Source organism: Rudanella lutea DSM 19387 (assembly GCF_000383955.1).
GTDB lineage: Bacteria > Bacteroidota > Bacteroidia > Cytophagales > Spirosomataceae > Rudanella > Rudanella lutea.
Map to the genome: position 1 here is coordinate 1,291,286 of NZ_KB913013.1, position 16,241 is coordinate 1,307,526.

The 16,241-nt window shown below is 55.1% G+C and carries 15 protein-coding genes; 8 read left to right on the top strand and 7 right to left on the bottom strand.

The genetic code is table 11. The features are described 5' to 3' along the window. Positions 1 to 7: 7 nt before the first annotated feature. The gene (locus RUDLU_RS0105525) at positions 8 to 682 is read left to right on the top strand and encodes a hypothetical protein (protein WP_245581628.1); all 675 of its coding nucleotides are present in this window, start codon (positions 8 to 10) and stop codon (positions 680 to 682) included. Between the two features lie 69 nt (positions 683 to 751). Continuing rightward, positions 752 to 1,921 (top strand): right-handed parallel beta-helix repeat-containing protein, encoded by a 1,170-nt coding sequence (locus tag RUDLU_RS0105530; protein ID WP_019987360.1) that lies wholly within the window; start codon positions 752 to 754, stop codon positions 1,919 to 1,921. 4 nt (positions 1,922 to 1,925) lie between these two features. Here RUDLU_RS0105530 and RUDLU_RS0105535 read toward each other — a convergent pair whose 3' ends face one another. After that, positions 1,926 to 4,121: a beta-galactosidase trimerization domain-containing protein gene (locus RUDLU_RS0105535; RefSeq protein WP_019987361.1), complete on the bottom strand. Its 2,196-nt coding sequence runs from the start codon at positions 4,119 to 4,121 to the stop codon at positions 1,926 to 1,928. Positions 4,122 to 4,310: 189 nt separating this feature from the next. On the opposite strand from RUDLU_RS0105535, the gene fbaA reads away from it, so the two are divergent. The 3 genes from fbaA to RUDLU_RS0105550 all read left to right on the top strand — a co-directional run bounded on the left by fbaA (position 4,311) and on the right by RUDLU_RS0105550 (position 6,418). Next, complete coding sequence (fbaA, locus tag RUDLU_RS0105540) at positions 4,311 to 5,390, top strand: class II fructose-bisphosphate aldolase (RefSeq protein WP_019987362.1); 1,080 nt, start codon at positions 4,311 to 4,313, stop codon at positions 5,388 to 5,390. Between the two features lie 364 nt (positions 5,391 to 5,754). Next, a complete protein-coding gene (locus tag RUDLU_RS0105545) occupies positions 5,755 to 6,075 on the top strand; it encodes a hypothetical protein (protein ID WP_019987363.1) in 321 nt (106 codons plus the stop codon). 103 nt (positions 6,076 to 6,178) lie between these two features. Then, on the top strand, positions 6,179 to 6,418 hold the full coding sequence (locus RUDLU_RS0105550) for a hypothetical protein (protein WP_019987364.1): 240 nt from the start codon (positions 6,179 to 6,181) through the stop codon (positions 6,416 to 6,418). On the opposite strand, the gene RUDLU_RS0105555 is transcribed toward RUDLU_RS0105550, so the two are convergent. Together RUDLU_RS0105555 and RUDLU_RS0105560 are read right to left on the bottom strand one after the other, a co-directional pair. Next, on the bottom strand, positions 6,375 to 7,760 hold the full coding sequence (locus RUDLU_RS0105555) for an MATE family efflux transporter (RefSeq protein ID WP_044129361.1): 1,386 nt from the start codon (positions 7,758 to 7,760) through the stop codon (positions 6,375 to 6,377). The two genes, RUDLU_RS0105550 and RUDLU_RS0105555, sit on opposite strands and share 44 nt — an antisense overlap. 108 nt (positions 7,761 to 7,868) lie before the next feature. Further along, a complete protein-coding gene (locus tag RUDLU_RS0105560; RefSeq protein WP_052316741.1) occupies positions 7,869 to 8,300 on the bottom strand; it encodes a Rid family detoxifying hydrolase in 432 nt (143 codons plus the stop codon). A 78-nt stretch (positions 8,301 to 8,378) separates the two neighbouring features. Here RUDLU_RS0105560 and RUDLU_RS0105565 point away from each other — a divergent pair, with 78 nt between their 5' ends. Continuing rightward, complete coding sequence (locus tag RUDLU_RS0105565; protein ID WP_027302789.1) at positions 8,379 to 9,185, top strand: DUF4290 domain-containing protein; 807 nt, start codon at positions 8,379 to 8,381, stop codon at positions 9,183 to 9,185. A gap of 92 nt (positions 9,186 to 9,277) precedes the next feature. Continuing rightward, positions 9,278 to 10,576, top strand: coding sequence for a UDP-N-acetylglucosamine 1-carboxyvinyltransferase (gene murA, locus RUDLU_RS0105570; RefSeq protein WP_019987368.1), 1,299 nt, complete (start codon positions 9,278 to 9,280; stop codon positions 10,574 to 10,576). A 307-nt stretch (positions 10,577 to 10,883) separates the two neighbouring features. Here murA and RUDLU_RS0105575 read toward each other — a convergent pair whose 3' ends face one another. After that, complete coding sequence (locus RUDLU_RS0105575; protein ID WP_019987369.1) at positions 10,884 to 12,050, bottom strand: site-2 protease family protein; 1,167 nt, start codon at positions 12,048 to 12,050, stop codon at positions 10,884 to 10,886. A 31-nt stretch (positions 12,051 to 12,081) separates the two neighbouring features. Next, a complete protein-coding gene (locus RUDLU_RS0105580; protein ID WP_019987370.1) occupies positions 12,082 to 12,720 on the bottom strand; it encodes an HAD family hydrolase in 639 nt (212 codons plus the stop codon). Between the two features lie 87 nt (positions 12,721 to 12,807). On the opposite strand from RUDLU_RS0105580, the gene RUDLU_RS0105585 reads away from it, so the two are divergent. Further along, on the top strand, positions 12,808 to 13,593 hold the full coding sequence (locus RUDLU_RS0105585) for an SDR family oxidoreductase (RefSeq protein WP_019987371.1): 786 nt from the start codon (positions 12,808 to 12,810) through the stop codon (positions 13,591 to 13,593). A 76-nt stretch (positions 13,594 to 13,669) separates the two neighbouring features. On the opposite strand, the gene RUDLU_RS0105590 is transcribed toward RUDLU_RS0105585, so the two are convergent. Together RUDLU_RS0105590 and RUDLU_RS0105595 are read right to left on the bottom strand one after the other, a co-directional pair. Beyond that, on the bottom strand, positions 13,670 to 14,623 hold the full coding sequence (locus tag RUDLU_RS0105590; RefSeq protein ID WP_019987372.1) for an acetyl-CoA carboxylase carboxyltransferase subunit alpha: 954 nt from the start codon (positions 14,621 to 14,623) through the stop codon (positions 13,670 to 13,672). 95 nt (positions 14,624 to 14,718) lie between these two features. Then, positions 14,719 to 16,149, bottom strand: a complete 1,431-nt coding sequence (locus RUDLU_RS0105595) for an MBL fold metallo-hydrolase RNA specificity domain-containing protein (RefSeq protein WP_019987373.1) — start codon at positions 16,147 to 16,149, stop codon at positions 14,719 to 14,721. Positions 16,150 to 16,241: the final 92 nt, after the last annotated feature.

The following is a 16,241-nucleotide window of genomic DNA, read 5'->3' on the forward strand; positions in this document are numbered from 1 at the left end:
TATACCCATGAAAACCCTATTGCTCACTCTCCTGCTGGCCCTGTCTGTAATGGCCTGCAACGACGACGTTCTCCCGACACTCACACCGACCGATGATGCCCTGAAAACAACGCTGCGCGGGATTTGGCTACCCACTCAGCTCCAGATCAAGTATCAGGTTGGCCTGACACCCCGGCAGCGCGACACCACCCTGACACTCACCCCCACCACGGCCCCGCTTCTGGTGCCTAACCGGGCCAACGTGATTATGCCCTTTACCGACACGCTGTATATTGGCACAGTAGCTACGGCCCGGATTGATACGTTTTTTACCCGCAACCGGGGCATTCGCCAACAGGGTAATTTTTTCCTGGCCAGCGGTGCCGACGCCGGTGCGACGATGCTGCGCGTGGGGCGGCCTACGTACACACGTGGGCAACTTACGCGCTGGAACTACGACTTTGTGTTTCACGGCACCGTATTGCCAAACGCCCAAAATCAGCCGGCGTTTACCTACACCAGTTACCCCAACTACCCGCTCACGATTCAGTCGGTGTCGGGAAATAGGCTGGTGCTGGGTTTCCAGACAACGGGCAACGTGAATAATCTGCCGCAGGTACCCATTACCCCCGCTAACCAAAACCTGAATACAACCTGGGCGGGCCGGGTGGCCCAGATCACAGCCACGTTTACCAAACAGTGAACGGCCTGACAAAAAACAACCGGAAGTCGGGGCACCATAAACCAAGAACTAAACACCATAAACTAAGGAATGCGCTGGTTTCTTGTCTTCTGGATATTGGCTACGGGGGCATTGGCCCAAAAACCTATGATTGGCGATGCGGGCTGGCAATTTGACGAAAGCCGGTTCGATCCGCGCTTTCCGGCCATGCGGGAGTGGGCCAGGGCGGGCGTTCAGGGAGGTATACCCGCCCGATCGGCAACGCCTGTCCGGGCTACACTCCGGCCCGGCGACAACCTTCAGCAGGCCATTGATCAGGTAGCAACCAAGGGAGGTGGGGTAATTCTGCTCCGCAAGGGCGACTACCCCATCCGCCAAACTGTAACCATCCGGTCGGGCGTTATTTTACGAGGTGAGCACCGCGACAGTACCCGCCTGCTGGTGCAGATGAAAGCGCCTTTTTTCAAAACCAACGGCAGTACACCCGCTACCGGCTTCGCCGTAACCGATGCCGAACGGGTCGGTGTCGAGAACCTGACCATGCGGTACGCGGCTGTATCGTTTGAACCGAACGACCGTGCTGATACCAACGCAGCCTGGTCGCCCGATGTGTTTCACCGCCCCGAACTCCGCGACACCACGGTGTACGTTCACCTGTTGATTTTCACCCGTTGCCGCAACAGTTGGGTCGATGGCTGTACGTTTCTGTGGGCGGGAGCCCATCCGTTGGGTGTATCGGCGTGCCAGCACATGACACTCCGCCACAACATCATCGACCGGGCCTATATCAAACAGGACAGCCGGCATGGCGGGTACTACGGTTGCTGGGGTTCGAGTTACTGTCTGTTTTACAACGAAACCGTTCGGCGTATCCGGCACTTTGCGCTCATGCTGCCGGGATGCCGGTACAACGTGGTGCTTAACTGCAATTTCGAGGTCGATGTAAACTTCCACGACCGCGACGATGGTGACAACCTGGTCGAAGGGTGCCGGATACACACGCCGGTCTGGCACAGCTGGACGGCCGTGACTACGGGTACCCCGGCCAAACACGGCCCACCCGGCAAGGGGAATCTGCTGTTCAACAATGCGGTACGCTCTAAAGGCAAGCCCGGTTTTAGCACCAAAGTCCCTTTGCTCGCCCAGTCATCGGTGATCTACGTGGTAACGAATCAGTTTGGCTCGCCCATTGTCTCCCCCCTCAGGGATGCCCGCCCGCCAAAAGGCGGTACGCTTTACGCTGTTCGGCCAAAACCCTGATTGCTTACTTCTCGGCCCGCACCCAACGCCCACCGTACCCCTCCACCGGGATCGTGGTGGGCGTTAATTTTTCGCCAGTTATAGCATCGGTGAAGGCTTTATACCGCATGGTTTTGGTATCGAGCCGCACCGTACGGGCGGGGCCATCGTTGATCAGAAAATAATGATCGGCCGATGGAGCCGCTAACCGATAAGCAATGGCCCCTGTACAGGCAAACGGCGACGCGTGAGCCCCAAGAACGTACTTAAGAACTTGTTTCTCAGCGGACTCATCGCCGGGTTTGAAGCACCCGAGTGAGGCTTCGTACCCCAGCAGCAGCGCGCTCCCGCGACCTATCCGGTTTTCCAGAATGGCTGGTTTTCCCGTATCGTAACGGGCCAACGGGCGAGCCCCAACGGGCGTCAGGTCGGCCGTAAAACCGGTCAATGGCTGATTGCTCAGGCGTTGCGGGCGGTTGGTTCCGGCGTATTGAAAGTCATTCAGCGTGGCTCCGAACAGGGTCGCAAACGCGCTTGCCGTGCCCGTTGGCAACTTTTGCATTTGGCCGTCGTACAAGCCCGAGGGCAGATCCATCACCAGCCGCCCACCCTGCCGAACGTAGTCGGTCAGTATGGATAGAAGATCGGTTTGCAGTGCAATTACGGCAGGCAGATAAAGCACTTTGTAACGCCCCGAAAGCCCTTTCCGCAAATCGGTGGGGGTCACATACTCAAACGGCACATTGGCATTGATCAGAACCCGGCTGATGCCTACGCGGGCCTCTACCGGCTTCATTTTGAAATTATCGCGACCGGGCACTGCCATAGCCCCCCAGGCGGCTTCGTTCTCCCAGTCGTAGAAAACACCCACCACGGGTTCTTTATGGGCCTGCCAAAGCTCGAAACGGTAGCGCTGCATGGCCTGCCCAATCTGCCCCATCCGAACGGCCCGGTCGGTCACTTGTCCGTTGCGATCCAGAAGAGCGTACTCTCCGGCCTCTTTGCCGGCCGAACGGCTGTTCCAGCACCAGATACCGAATCCTTTAAAACCAGCCGCTAACTGGCTTAGAAACAATTGCGTTAGTTCGCCCAGCCCCACGTAGTAGCTATTCACAAGGGCACCGCGCTCACCGTCGAGCTGCTGAGGGCCGCCGGTACTCTCCCACCCGCCTGTCCAGCCACCTTTGAACAGGTCGTTCATCAGGGCTGCCTGCATATACATAGGCCGCGTCAGTTCGTGGTTCACCTGATCGTAATGCCACGAAAAATGCATCGACGGGTAAAAAGAGCCATATCCGGTCATTACCCCGGCAATACCCTCCATATCGACCCCGTACCAGGCTGTCGGCAGAAACAGGCCCAACTCACCGCCCCCCCGGTAGGGCGCGTGCGCATCGAACGCCCGAAATCCGGCCGCCCGTTGCCGAATACGGGCGAGGTTGTGTTCTACTTTGAACCGGAAAATGTCCCGCACGTGCCGGTACTCACGGCTGGTAAGGCTGCGCCAGTTTTTGGCCACATCGTTCCAGTCGCGAAACAGTTTGGTCTCACCCAGCGACAAGCCGGCATGGTTGAGATTCCAGCCGCGATTCAGGCTGTCGACGGTACCGTACGTTTGCCGAAGCCAGTTGAGAAACAGACGCTCCCCCTCAAGGGTCAGATCGGCCCCGCGCCCACCTACTTCGGGGTCGTAGGCTACACTGGTCGAGCGCATAAAAAGGCCCGAGCGGGCGGTATCCGCATACGCTCGCTCGCGGGCGTTCCGCTTCGCCAGTACATCCATTTGATAGGCTCTGAAAGCCGGATTCTTCAATAACGCATCCGTAGGTGTGTTTGCCGGAATGCCCAGCCGCCGAAGCAATGTATCCGAAGGCGGCACAAAGCCCCCTTCGCCGTACCACCACGGAATAATGCCCTCGCTTAGGGCTATGGCTCCGATCCGCTCAACGGTCCAGTTGGGGGCGCAGGGCATAATCTGCTTCAGATTAGTGAAGCCGAGCCGCTTCATGGTTCGGAAATGAGCCCGCATTTCGGTCTCTCCCTCGTGGGGTTGCTGCACATACACCACCCCGGCGGGCATGGGCGCCAGCTTACGGTAAGCAGCCTGTACGGGCGAATGGTGGAGCTGATCATAAAGCCGGTGCAGAAACGGATCGCTGTCGGGCTTTTGGGCCAACGCAGAAAGCGTCAGAAACAGAAGGGGTAGGATCAGGCGGGGCATTGCGTGCGTTTTTCTGGAAAGACAGCTTTAGCTTCCTGCCACCCCTAAAGAAGCCGGGTCAGAGGGGTACCCGACCACATACCCTCGGCATGTCCGCAAAAAATAGTAGCTTGCGACAGTTTTCCACCGCACTTCGTAACATCTATCCCTAAACTAAGTATTTTTTGTAATATTCTAAAAACAGTTCACATGAGCGAAGTAGCCTCTCGTTTTGCGCCCGGCGTTATCACGGGCGACGGGGTCACCGAAATCTTCCGGCACGCCAACGAAAACGATTACGCCCTCCCGGCCGTCAATGTCGTTGGTACCAATTCCGTCAATGCTGTTCTCGAAACCGCCAAAGCGGTCAACTCACCCGTTATCATTCAGTTCTCAAACGGTGGGGGTATCTTCTACGCGGGTAAAAGCCTTTCTAACGAAGGCCAGAAAGCCGCCATTGCCGGCTCGATTTCAGGTGCGCTGCATGTTCACCAGATGGCCAGCCTGTACGGAGTGCCCGTAATTCTGCACACCGACCACTGCGCCAAAAAACTCCTGCCCTGGATCGACGGTCTGCTTGACGCATCGGAAAAACATTTCGATCAGACGGGTAAGCCCCTGTTCTCGTCGCACATGCTCGACCTGTCGGAGGAGCCAATTGAAGAAAACATTGAGATTTCGTGCAAGTACTTCGAGCGCATGGCCAAAATGGGCATGACCCTCGAAATCGAACTGGGCGTAACCGGTGGCGAAGAAGACGGCGTCGACAACTCCGACGTTGATGATTCGAAACTGTACACGCAGCCTTCAGAAGTAGCGTACGCCTACGAGCACCTGAGCAAGATTTCGCCCAACTTTACCATTGCTGCTGCCTTTGGCAACGTGCACGGGGTGTACAAGCCAGGCAACGTGAAGCTGTCGCCGATTATCCTGAAAAACTCACAGGACTACATTCAGCAGCAATTCAACACGGGTGCCCTGCCGGTGAATTTCGTATTCCACGGTGGTTCGGGCTCAAGCCGCGAAGAAATCCGCGAGGCTATTCAGTACGGTGCCATCAAGATGAACATCGACACTGACATGCAATGGTCGACCTGGGAAGGTGTTCTGAACTACTACAAAGCGAAAGAAGGCTATCTGCAAACCCAGCTCGGCAACCCCGAAGGTCCCGATTCGCCCAACAAAAAGTACTACGACCCACGGGTGTGGCTGCGCAAGGGCGAAGAGAGCATGGTAGCTCGTTTGAAAGTAGCTTTCGAAGATCTGAACTGCATCAACCGGTTGGCGTAAGCCCTTCGGCCCCGGTAATCAGAAGCCCCGATCCTCAGGATCGGGGCTTCTGATTACCGGGGCTAGCCCTCTATTTAAAAGCATTGTTTGGGGATAGTGCACCTAAGCCCGAATAAATCTCAATGGTCGATCTATAGTCGTATATTTACCTATAAAAAATATAGACTATATAAACATAAATAACGAAAACTCTTTTTGAGGGAACGGTCAACACCCTAATTTTCAAGTGTTTATTTTAGTCAAAAACAAGTCAACTGAGGGTATTTTCATGGGCAAAATCAAACACTTTTAAAAGAGGTCCCGTTCTATTAGCGTAGTAGGTCAGTCGCCGATTGGTCTATTTTCACCATAAACTCAACACGTTATGAAAAAGGTAATGATTGCGGCCTCATGCGCCCTCCTTCTGTTTGCACAAGGTGCTTTTGCTCAAGCTGTTCAGGAAGCTAAAGAAGCAAAGAAGGAAATGAAAGCGGAGAAAAAAATGAACAAAGCCCGCGAAAAACGGCAGGATGTCAATGACCGCAGCCGTATCGAGGTACCCATGGTATCGGACGATAAAACGAAATTAGCCGAAGCTCGGAAGAAGGAAGAAAAAGCGGTAAAGAAAGCTATGAAGAGCGACGCCAAAGATGTGAAAGCCAAGGCGAAAGCGGTAACTAAGAAAGCCGATCGCGTTGACGACTAGTTTTGGTCGTTTGTTTACAAATCACCATTCACAAGCTTACTAAACTACCAAACCCCGGCTTGACTCTGTGTACAGAGCAAACCGGGGTTATTTTTGTGCAGCTATGTGGTATTTTATAATTCAGCAAGACGACCTGAGCACGGCACAGTACCGGGAACTCCAGAAAAAAGCGACCCTGACCGAGGTCGAAACGTTTTACGATCCCTACCCGAACCTCTACCTGTTCGATGTGGAGCGCGATGGGTACACCGACTTTGTTGACTACCTCGACCTGGAAGGCATCCGGTACGAAGCCACCGCTACGAAACCGTCGCGGGAGCAACTGTTGGATCAGATGCGGTAACCCGGTACCGGTTGGCCAGCCTGAAAAACCGGATGGTCAGGAAAATAGCAGCCGTGGTAAGGCCAATGAGCAGACCCAGCCACACCCCTACGGCTTTCATCCCGAAAGTGAACGCCAGCAGATACCCCACCGGCAACGACAGCACCCAGTAGGCAAACAAGGTAATCCAGGTAGGTACATTCACGTCGGAGAGGCCACGCAGGGTGCCAATACCGACTACCTGAATACCATCGGAAAGCTGGAAGAAACCAGCCACAATCACCAGCGAAGCGGCCATACCGGCTACCGTCGGGTTGTCTTTGATGTACAGGCTTACGAGGTAGTCGTTGGCCGTAAAAAACACGAGCGCACAGACGGTCATAAAAGCGGTGGCTAGCACAAAAGCCGCCAGACCGGCCTGACGTACCCGCAGGCGATCGCCGAGGCCCACCGCATTGCCTACCCGTATAGCCCCCGCTGTGGAAATTCCGGTCGCAATCATGTACGTGGTCGAGGCCATGTTGAGTGCAATCTGATGCGCCCCCAGCTCGGCTGCCCCGAGCCAGCCTACCATCACGGAGGCAATCGAAAAAGCCGCAATCTCAAAGAAGAACGCAAGCCCTCCGGGCAAACCCAGCCGCATAATTTCGGTCACCTGTGTTTTGGTGGGCAGGTGAGCATACGCAGCCTGTAAAAACGGACGGAACCGATGCGAGCGATACACATACGCCAGCATCGAAATAGCCATAAAAATGCGGGAAATAAGCGTTGCCAGCGCCGAGCCATTCAGCCCCAACTCGGGGAAAGGTCCGTATCCGGTAATGAGCAGGTAATTGAACAGGGCGTTGATGGCCAAAGCGAGCATCGTAATGGTCATGGTCACACGGGGTTGCCGGAGTCCATCGGCCAGTTGACGGGTAGCTGTAAAGATCAGCAGCGGCAAGGTCGAGACACTCAGAATCAGGGTAAACTCGCGCCCCATCTGCGTGACCTCGGGCGTTTGGCCAAACCAATGGAAATTCAGCGCCAAAATGGCCGACAACCCACCAAATACCAGACTAAACAGCAACGCTACCCGCAGCGATGCGCGAAACAACTGATTGATTCCCTGCTCATTGCCCTGCCCGTTGGCCCGCGAGACCATAGCCGCAATCACCGACAGACCTCCAATACCGATACTCGACACCAGAAACGACAACGAATTGGCCAACCCGGCCGCTCCCAACGGCACAGCCCCCAACAAACGGCCCACAAACAGGTTGTCGGTAACGCCCATGAGCACTACCCCAAGCTGAGCAATAACAATAGGAACACTCAGCCGAAGCGTATCGGCCAATTCAAGCTTTAATACACGAAGATTCATACCTGTTTAATCGCGCCCTTCCGACAAAAGTTCGGGGGCAAAATGCCAACGTGAACGAAGCGACACCCGCCCGAAGACAGCCATTCACTCTTTCACTCTTCCACTCTTTCACTCTTTCGCCCTTTTCACCCCTGCAATGCCCGAAATCTCGACGTTGGCGTTCAACGGCAAGTCGGCAACGGCGATGCATACACGGGCAGGCAACCGGGTACCCCGAAAATACGTACGGTATACCTCGTTCATGGCCCCGTAGTTTTTCATGTCCTTTAGATAGATTGTTACGCTCACCAGATCGTCGTGCGTGAGCTGTCGCTTTTGCAGAATTTCGCCGATGTTGCGCATTACCTGATGCGCTTCGGCCGCAAACGATTCGGTAACGAGCTGCCCGTTGGCGCGGCCAATCTGCCCCGAAACGTACAGCACTCCGCCCGCTTCAACGGCGTCGGAGTAAGGCGGTGCCGACGCGGGCGACTGAGCCAGCATGGGCGTTGATACGAAAAAAAAGCCCGCAAAGAGGGTGATAATCCAGAAGGTACGCATGGCGAACGGTCGTGTTTGAATAGATTCCGCTGTAAAGTTCTTACTTTTGTTCTTATTCATCCGAATCCAATAGCTGGCTTGAAAGAATACGGCAGTAATATTCAAAAACTCGTTGACAATATGGTCAACATTGAGGATCGGGAGCAGCGTACCCGCTACGCCCACATCCTCGTCGAGCTGATGCGCCAGATCCACCCGAACATGAAAGACGGGCAGGATTACTACAATAAACTCTGGGACGACTTATACATCATATCCGGTTTTACCCTCGACGTCGACAGCCCCTACCCGCCCCCGTCGGAAGAAGCTCTGGGCAAACAACCGCAGCCCGTTCCGTATAACACGCACAACCTCCGCTTTCGGCACTTCGGCTACAACCTGGATTTGTTGATCAAAAAAGCACTTGCCGTGGAAGACACCGACGAACGTCGGGCGTTTGTGTCGTACCTGTTCCGGCTGATGAAATCGTTTTACACGACCTGGAACAAAGAGTCGGTCGAAGACGAAACGATCTACCAGAGCATGCTCGAACTGTCGAAAGGACAATTGGCCGATGATGTGGATCTGATCCGGCGCGAAGGGCTGGTAGAATCGACCCCGCGCGAGCGTACCGGCGAATCGACCCAGCCGCAACGCCTGAGCCAGCAGCCCCAGCGCGGTAACAACCGGCAGGGATATGGCAACAACCGCCCCAACTACGGCAATAACCAACGCAACGCGGGCGGCAACAACAACGGGCGTAACAATGGCCCCGGCGGACGTAACAATAACAACGGGCGCAACAACGGCCCCGGTGGACGTAACAACAACAATAACAACAACGGCGGTCGGAATGACTTCCGGGGCAATACCGGAGGCCGTAATAACGACCGGCGTCGGAGGTAAAATGCTGACGGGTGCATGATGGAGGCCCGGTACGTTTGGCCTGCTGTCATTCATCGCTCATCATTTATCATGTATCATTCACCAGTATAACAATGTCATCTTTTAAAATCACCGGTGGGCGGCAGCTCAAAGGCGAATTAGTACCTCAGGGTGCCAAAAACGAGGCTCTCCAGATTTTGTGCGCGGTTCTGTTGACCAAAGAGCCCGTCACGATCCATAACATTCCGAACATCCGCGATGTCAATCAGCTCATCGACCTGTTGGGCGATCTGGGTGTGTGGGTAACCAAAATCGGCGAGTCGTCGTACCGGTTTCAGGCGAGCGATGTGAACCTGGAGCATATGGAAACCGAAGCCTACAAGCGGAAAGCCGCTGCGCTCCGGGGTTCGGTGATGCTGTTGGGCCCTATGCTGGCCCGCTTCAAAAAAGGCCGGATTCCGCGGCCCGGTGGCGACAAAATCGGCCGTCGGCGGCTCGATACGCACTTTCTGGGCTTCGAGAAATTAGGCGCTACGTTCCACTACGACGGTGATTTTTACCGGGTCGAAGGCGATCACCTCAAAGGAGCGTATATGCTGCTCGATGAGGCTTCGGTGACTGGTACAGCCAATGTGCTTATGGCCGCCGTGATGGCCGAGGGCACCACTACTATTTATAACGCGGCCTGTGAACCATACCTCCAGCAACTGAGCAAAATGCTCAACCGGATGGGGGCTAAAATCTCGGGCGTGGGCTCTAACCTGCTCACCATCGAAGGCGTTGCGGAACTGGGCGGCACCGAGCACACCATGCTGCCCGACATGATCGAGATTGGTTCGTTTATCGGCATGGCCGCCATGACGCAGTCTGAAATCACGATCAAAAACTGCCGGATTCCTGAATTGGGGATTATTCCCGATACGTTTAAGCGATTGGGTATTCAGATGGAATTCCGGGGCGACGACATCTTTGTACCGGCTCAGGAGCGTTACACCATCGAAACATTCCTCGACGGCGGCATGATGACCGTAGCCGACGCACCGTGGCCGGGTTTCACGCCCGACCTGCTCAGTATTGTGCTCGTGACTACGGTACAGGCTACAGGTACAGTGCTGATTCATCAGAAAATGTTTGAAAGCCGCCTGTTCTTTGTCGATAAGCTGATTGAAATGGGCGCGCAGATTATCCTCTGCGACCCGCACCGGGCTACGGTGGTGGGCCTCGGCCGTCAGCAGCAGCTGAAGGGCATTCGGATGTCATCGCCGGATATCCGGGCGGGGGTTGCCCTGTTGATTGCCGCCCTGTCGGCCAGCGGCACCAGCATCATCGACAACATTGAGCAGATCGACCGGGGGTATCAGAACATCGACACCCGCCTGAATGCCATCGGCGCGGAGATTATCCGGTTGTAAGTGTAGTTTAGGGTTTTTAGTTTATCGTTTATCGTTTATGGTATACCTACTGTAACCCACTGTTTTACAGTCAGTAACAACAGACTTTCGACAAGCTCAGGCTGATGATTAGCCCTCAAGCTTATAGTCAGCTTGAGCTTGTCGAAGGCCTTTCGTACTGGTCGCCATTTTCCAGAACCTCACTGGTCAGAAAGCCCCGACGGGGCGTAACAACCACCTATTTGGTCTGTTACGTCCCGTCGGGGCTTTTTTGTAAGCGACGATTTCGACGGACAGGATTCCCGGCAGCTTAACCGGTTGGAAAGCCTCAGAGAAAAATAAATGGCTTGGGGCTAAAGCTGATCACAAACACAATCAGAGCCAGCCAACCCAATACTTTTCGTTTGGTATCGAGGGGTTCCTGCAATTCGGTTTCGGGGTGATAAACGCCCAAAAAGCGGCCCAGAATCAGAATAAACGCAAAAAAGCCGGGGTAGCCCTCAAGCGTTGGTACGGCCCACGACAGGGCCAGTTGCGTTACCACCACCGACAAGGCCAGAATCCAGGCATTGGTCCGATTTTCCGACAGCCGGGAGAAACAGATAAACAGGAAAAACACATACAGCCCCAGGTTGAGCAGCTTGTCGTAAAACGCACCATCCTGCACCACATCGAACTCCTCGACCCGAAACCAGCCCAAGCCCGCATAAAAGGCGAAGCCCACAAACAAAACCGGAGCCACCCACCGAAACCGGTCGCGCCCGATGAGGGCGTAGAGCACATGCCCCCCGTCGAGCTGGCCAATCGGAATCAGGTTGAGCGATGTAAAAAACAAGGCCAGATACCCCGCCAGCAGGTACGGATAATGAATCATCTCGTAGGGGTGCGGCAACCGGGCGGGGTCGGCCACGTAGGTTTTGAAGAACCAGAACAGCAGGTTATCGCCAAAGCCGATAGCGCCCCCTTCGGGCAGGTTTTTGTACACGTACTGCCCGAAATACATGCCGTACTTCTTGTATTCGGGGTGAATAGTGAAAATATACGAGGGGTCGGGCAGGTTCGTAAAGCCGTACCAGAGCACAATCAGGGCCAGCACAAACCCCGCCAATGGCCCCGCAATACCAATATCAAAGTATTTACGGCGGCTGTTGATATAGTCCTGAATTCGGATAAACGCTCCCAGCGTGCCAATGCCCGTACTGCCAAACCAAAGCGGAATATAGTACGGCAGGGTAACCCGTACCCGGTTGGCTTTGGCCGTGAAATAATGGCCAAACTCGTGTACTGTCAGAATAGCCAGAAACGGAACCGAGTAGTGCAGACCTGCCCAAAACTCAGACCAGCCCATGGGAATCACTTTTTTTATCAGCGCGGGATCGTCGGTCAGCCACGATGTGGGAATAAACGACCGCCCAAACATCCACTCAGCACCCGCTAAGGTAGTGGTGATGAGCGTGACCAGGAAAAGCCCCCCGTGGATCAGGTACTTACGCATTCAATGTATGGATAAAGTTTGGCGCAGCCCCTTACAGGCCCTGCAAATAATCAATGATCGTTTTGGGCGGTACCACATGCACGGCCTCAATCCCCAACTGGGCGGCCGCTTCGATATTGGCCGCGTTGTCGTCGTAAAAAGCCGTTTCGGTAGGCTCCAGCCCCGCCTGGGTCAGCACGTGCTCGTAAATGGCGGGCGAGGGCTTAGCCATGCGAACGTCGTGCGAGTAAAACACCCGCTCAAAGAGGTCTTCGAGGGTTGGCTTACCCAGCGCAGTAAGCATTTTGTTGACCTGCCGGATATGAATGGCGTTGGTGTTGCTCAGCAAAAACAACCGATACTGGCCCGATGCCCGTAACTCCTCCAGCCGGTCGACACGCTCGACGGGCAGGTCGAGCAGGATCGAATTCCAGGTGGTGTCGATCACCTCGTCGGTCCACTCCTCGCTCGACGGTTGCCCCTGATTCCGAAGCAAATCGCGCACATGTTGCCGGAAGGCCGCATCGTCGACCATACCGGTTTCGTATTGCCGCCATAAATCGTGCTGTTTCCAAAGGGCGGTCACATCGGCTTCGGGCAGGCCCGCAAGCACCGAAAAATTACGGATTGGCGCACCCATGTCGATGGGGATAATCACGTCGCCAAGGTCAAAAATCAGATTTTTCAGCATACTATCAATAAGAGGACGGGGCTATACGCCCAACCAGATAACCCAGAAGCCAAAGATACCGTTAGATTTGCAGACAACCCTTTTTGTATGCCTTTTACCATCGACCTTTCCGATAAAGTGGTGCTGCTGACCGGCTCAACGGCCGGCATCGGGCTCGGAATTGCCCGGCAGTTTGCCCGCGCCGGTGCCCACGTGTCCGGTTGCGGCCTCGAATCCATCGAGCAGGCGGGCGAATTTATCCAGATTGTCCAGAGCGAATCAGGACAGACGCCCCTGTACGTACAGGCCGACGTTACTCAACCCGACGACTTAGCCCGGCTCGTGACCGAAACCGTTGCCCAATACGGGCGAATTGATATTCTGGCGTCGAATGCGGGCACCAACGTATTTGCGGGAATCGACGGCTGTTCGGCGGCCGAGTGGGAAATGAACCTGAATCTGAATCTGGCCTCGCATTGGCGGCTGGCCCGGCTTTGCAAGCCCTATCTGGAAACCGCGCCCGGCGGTGGGGTGATTGTGGTCAATGCGTCGTGCCATGCGTACAGCAGCCTGCCGGGCTGTTTTCCGTACAATGTAGCCAAAACGGCCCTGATGGGACTGGTACGCAGCCTGACGCTGGAGTGGAGCCCGGCTATTCGGACGGTGGGCGTAGCACCGGGATTTATCGACACCCGGCTCAACGAAGCCTGGTTCAATACTTTCCCGGACCCAGCCGCCGAACGAGCCCGCACCGAAGCGCAGTTTCCGATGCACCGATTAGGTACGCCCGATGAAATTGGCGGCTGGTTTGTATTTCTGGCAAGCGACTACGCCCGCTTCTCCGCCGGGCAAACCTACCTCATCGACGGGGGGCGGTCGGTCGTGATGATGTAAAAAAAAGGAGAAACGAGGAAAGGGAGAAGGGACGCAAGCGCGTCAATCCCCTTTCTCTCTTCTCCCTTTTCCTTTTTTATTCCAACACCACGCCCATGTTGCAGAACTTGTCGATGCGCTGACTAATGCGCTCCTGCGGGGTCAGGGCGTTGAGTTCTTCGAGGGTAGCCAGAATGACGGCTTTCAGAATATCGGCCATAGCGGCATGGTCGGTATGGGCGCCACCGATGGGCTCCTCCACGATACCGTCGATCAGGCCGGCCTGTTTCATGTCGCGGGCGGTGGGCTTCATGGCTTCAGCAGCCTGCTCTTTGTAGTTCCAGCTCCGCCACAGAATGGTCGAGCAGTTTTCGGGCGAAATTACCGAATACCAGGCGTTTTCGAGCATCAGCACGCGGTCGCCGATGGCAATGCCGAGGGCCCCGCCCGATGCTCCTTCACCAATAACAATACAGATAACGGGCACTTTGAGGGTCATCATCTCGCGCAGGTTGCGGGCAATAGCCTCACCCTGCCCGCGCTCTTCGGCCTCAAGGCCGGGGAAAGCGCCCGGCGTGTCGATCAGCGTAATAATGGGTTTGTTGAACTTCTCAGCCAACTGCATCAGACGCAGCGCCTTGCGGTAGCCCTCGGGGTTGGGCATCCCGAAATTGCGGTGCTGCCGCTGCTTGGTATTCCGGCCTTTCTGCTGCCCAATGATCATCACCGACTGTCCGCCGATTTCACCGAATCCACCCACCATGGCCGGATCATCGCGCACCGAGCGGTCGCCGTGGAGTTCGATAAACTGATCGCACATGCGCTCAATATAGTCGAGCGTATAAGGCCGGTCGGGGTGGCGCGACAACTGAACCCGTTGCCAGCGCGTCAGGTTCTGAAAAATCTCGAACTGAAGCTTATCAATGCTTTTTTCGAGTATGTCGACGGCATCGCTAACGTCTACACCGGTCCGTTCGGCTAATTTTCGGGTTTCTTCCAGTCGCGCTTCCAGATCAGCAATGGGCTTTTCAAAATCGAGGTAAGTTCTCATAAACACAGGAGAATGGAAGAAAGGATAAGGGAGAAAGAAGTGGGTTAGTCATCACAAACCCTCCTGTACCTTTCTGCCTATTCCCTTCTCCCAATTTAAAGTTCATACGTTTGTCCTTTGGTAGGAATTTCAACCTGATTGTAACCGACTTCGGCGAGGGCTTCCCTGAAGGCTTCCATACCCGACAGCTCGCCGTGTACCAGAAACACCTTCCGAAGCGAGTCGGCCGGTTGCATTTTGACGAAGTTAATCAGATCATTTTGGTCGCCATGCCCGCTGAACACGTCGATTTTCTCGACCCGCGCATTCACGGCCTGCTCTTTACCTTTGATGGTGAGCGTTGGCTGCCCGTTGAGCAAACGCCAACCCAGCGTGCCCTCGGCACAGTAGCCGATCATCAGAATGGTGCAATACGGATTACCAATGTTGGCGGCAATGTGGTGCTCCACGCGCCCGCCCTGCACCATGCCCGACGACGAGATGATAATGCAGGGTTCGTTGTAATCCGACACGGCCTTGCTCGCCTTAGTCGACTCCAGAAACGTGAAGTTTTCAAAATCGAACAGGGCTTCGTTTTCCTCGTAAAAATCGCGAGCCTCTTTGTTCAGCAAGCGAATATTTTTGGTGTACACCCGCGAGCTATCGTACGCCATCGGGCTATCCGAGAAAACCTTGATCGGCGGGAAGTTATGTTCCGAATACAGCTTGTTGAGCGTGTACAGCAGAGCCTGTGTGCGGCCCACACTAAACGAGGGGATAATCAGCCGACCCGGAATATCAATGCAGGTTCGCTTGATAACGTCGGCCAATGCTTCCTCCGGTGTCTCGGTATTTTCGTGGAGCCGGTTGCCGTAGGTGCTTTCGCAAATCAGATAGTCGACCGGGGGAACCGGAGCCGGATCAATGAGGAGCGGGTAATTTTTACGCCCAATATCGCCCGAGAAACAGATGCTTTTCCGCTCCCCGTTTTCAAATACGTTGATCACGATATGGGCGGCCCCGAGCAGGTGCCCGGCCGGGATAAAGGTAACGTCGAGCCCCTCATGCACCCGAAACCGCCGGTTAAACGCGATAGGCACTACGTTTTCCATAGCGTCGCGCACTTGCCGTTCCAGATACAAATCATTCTGCATCTTGGCCTGCCGGTCTTTTACCCGTTTTTTCTTACTCGCGTTGAGGTCGTTGATGCGCTTCTGGTTAATGGTAGCGGCATCTTTCAGGAGAATTTCAGTGAGCGCAAACGTTGGTTCGGTGCACAGGATCTGCCCTTCGTACCCCTCGCGGTAGAGGTTAGGCAGATTGCCCGAATGGTCAACGTGGGCGTGGGTCAGCAAAACAAGGTTAATACCAGAGGCCTCAAACGGAAAGAAACTGGTAGCTGGCGTGGTGGGAGGTGCCTGCCCGTTCGAGGAAGAACGTTCGAGGTCCGAACCGCAGTCGATCAGGATTCGGTAGTCGTCCTGAACTTCCAGCAGGTACATACTGCCCGTCACCTGCCGGGCGGCCCCCAGAAAAGATAACTTCATGTGTATCGTTTAAACGTCGTAGAGAACGCCGATACTGGATACTGCCCACCGGATTGCGGCCTGCCCCAACCGGTAGTCAATCTCCATTATCC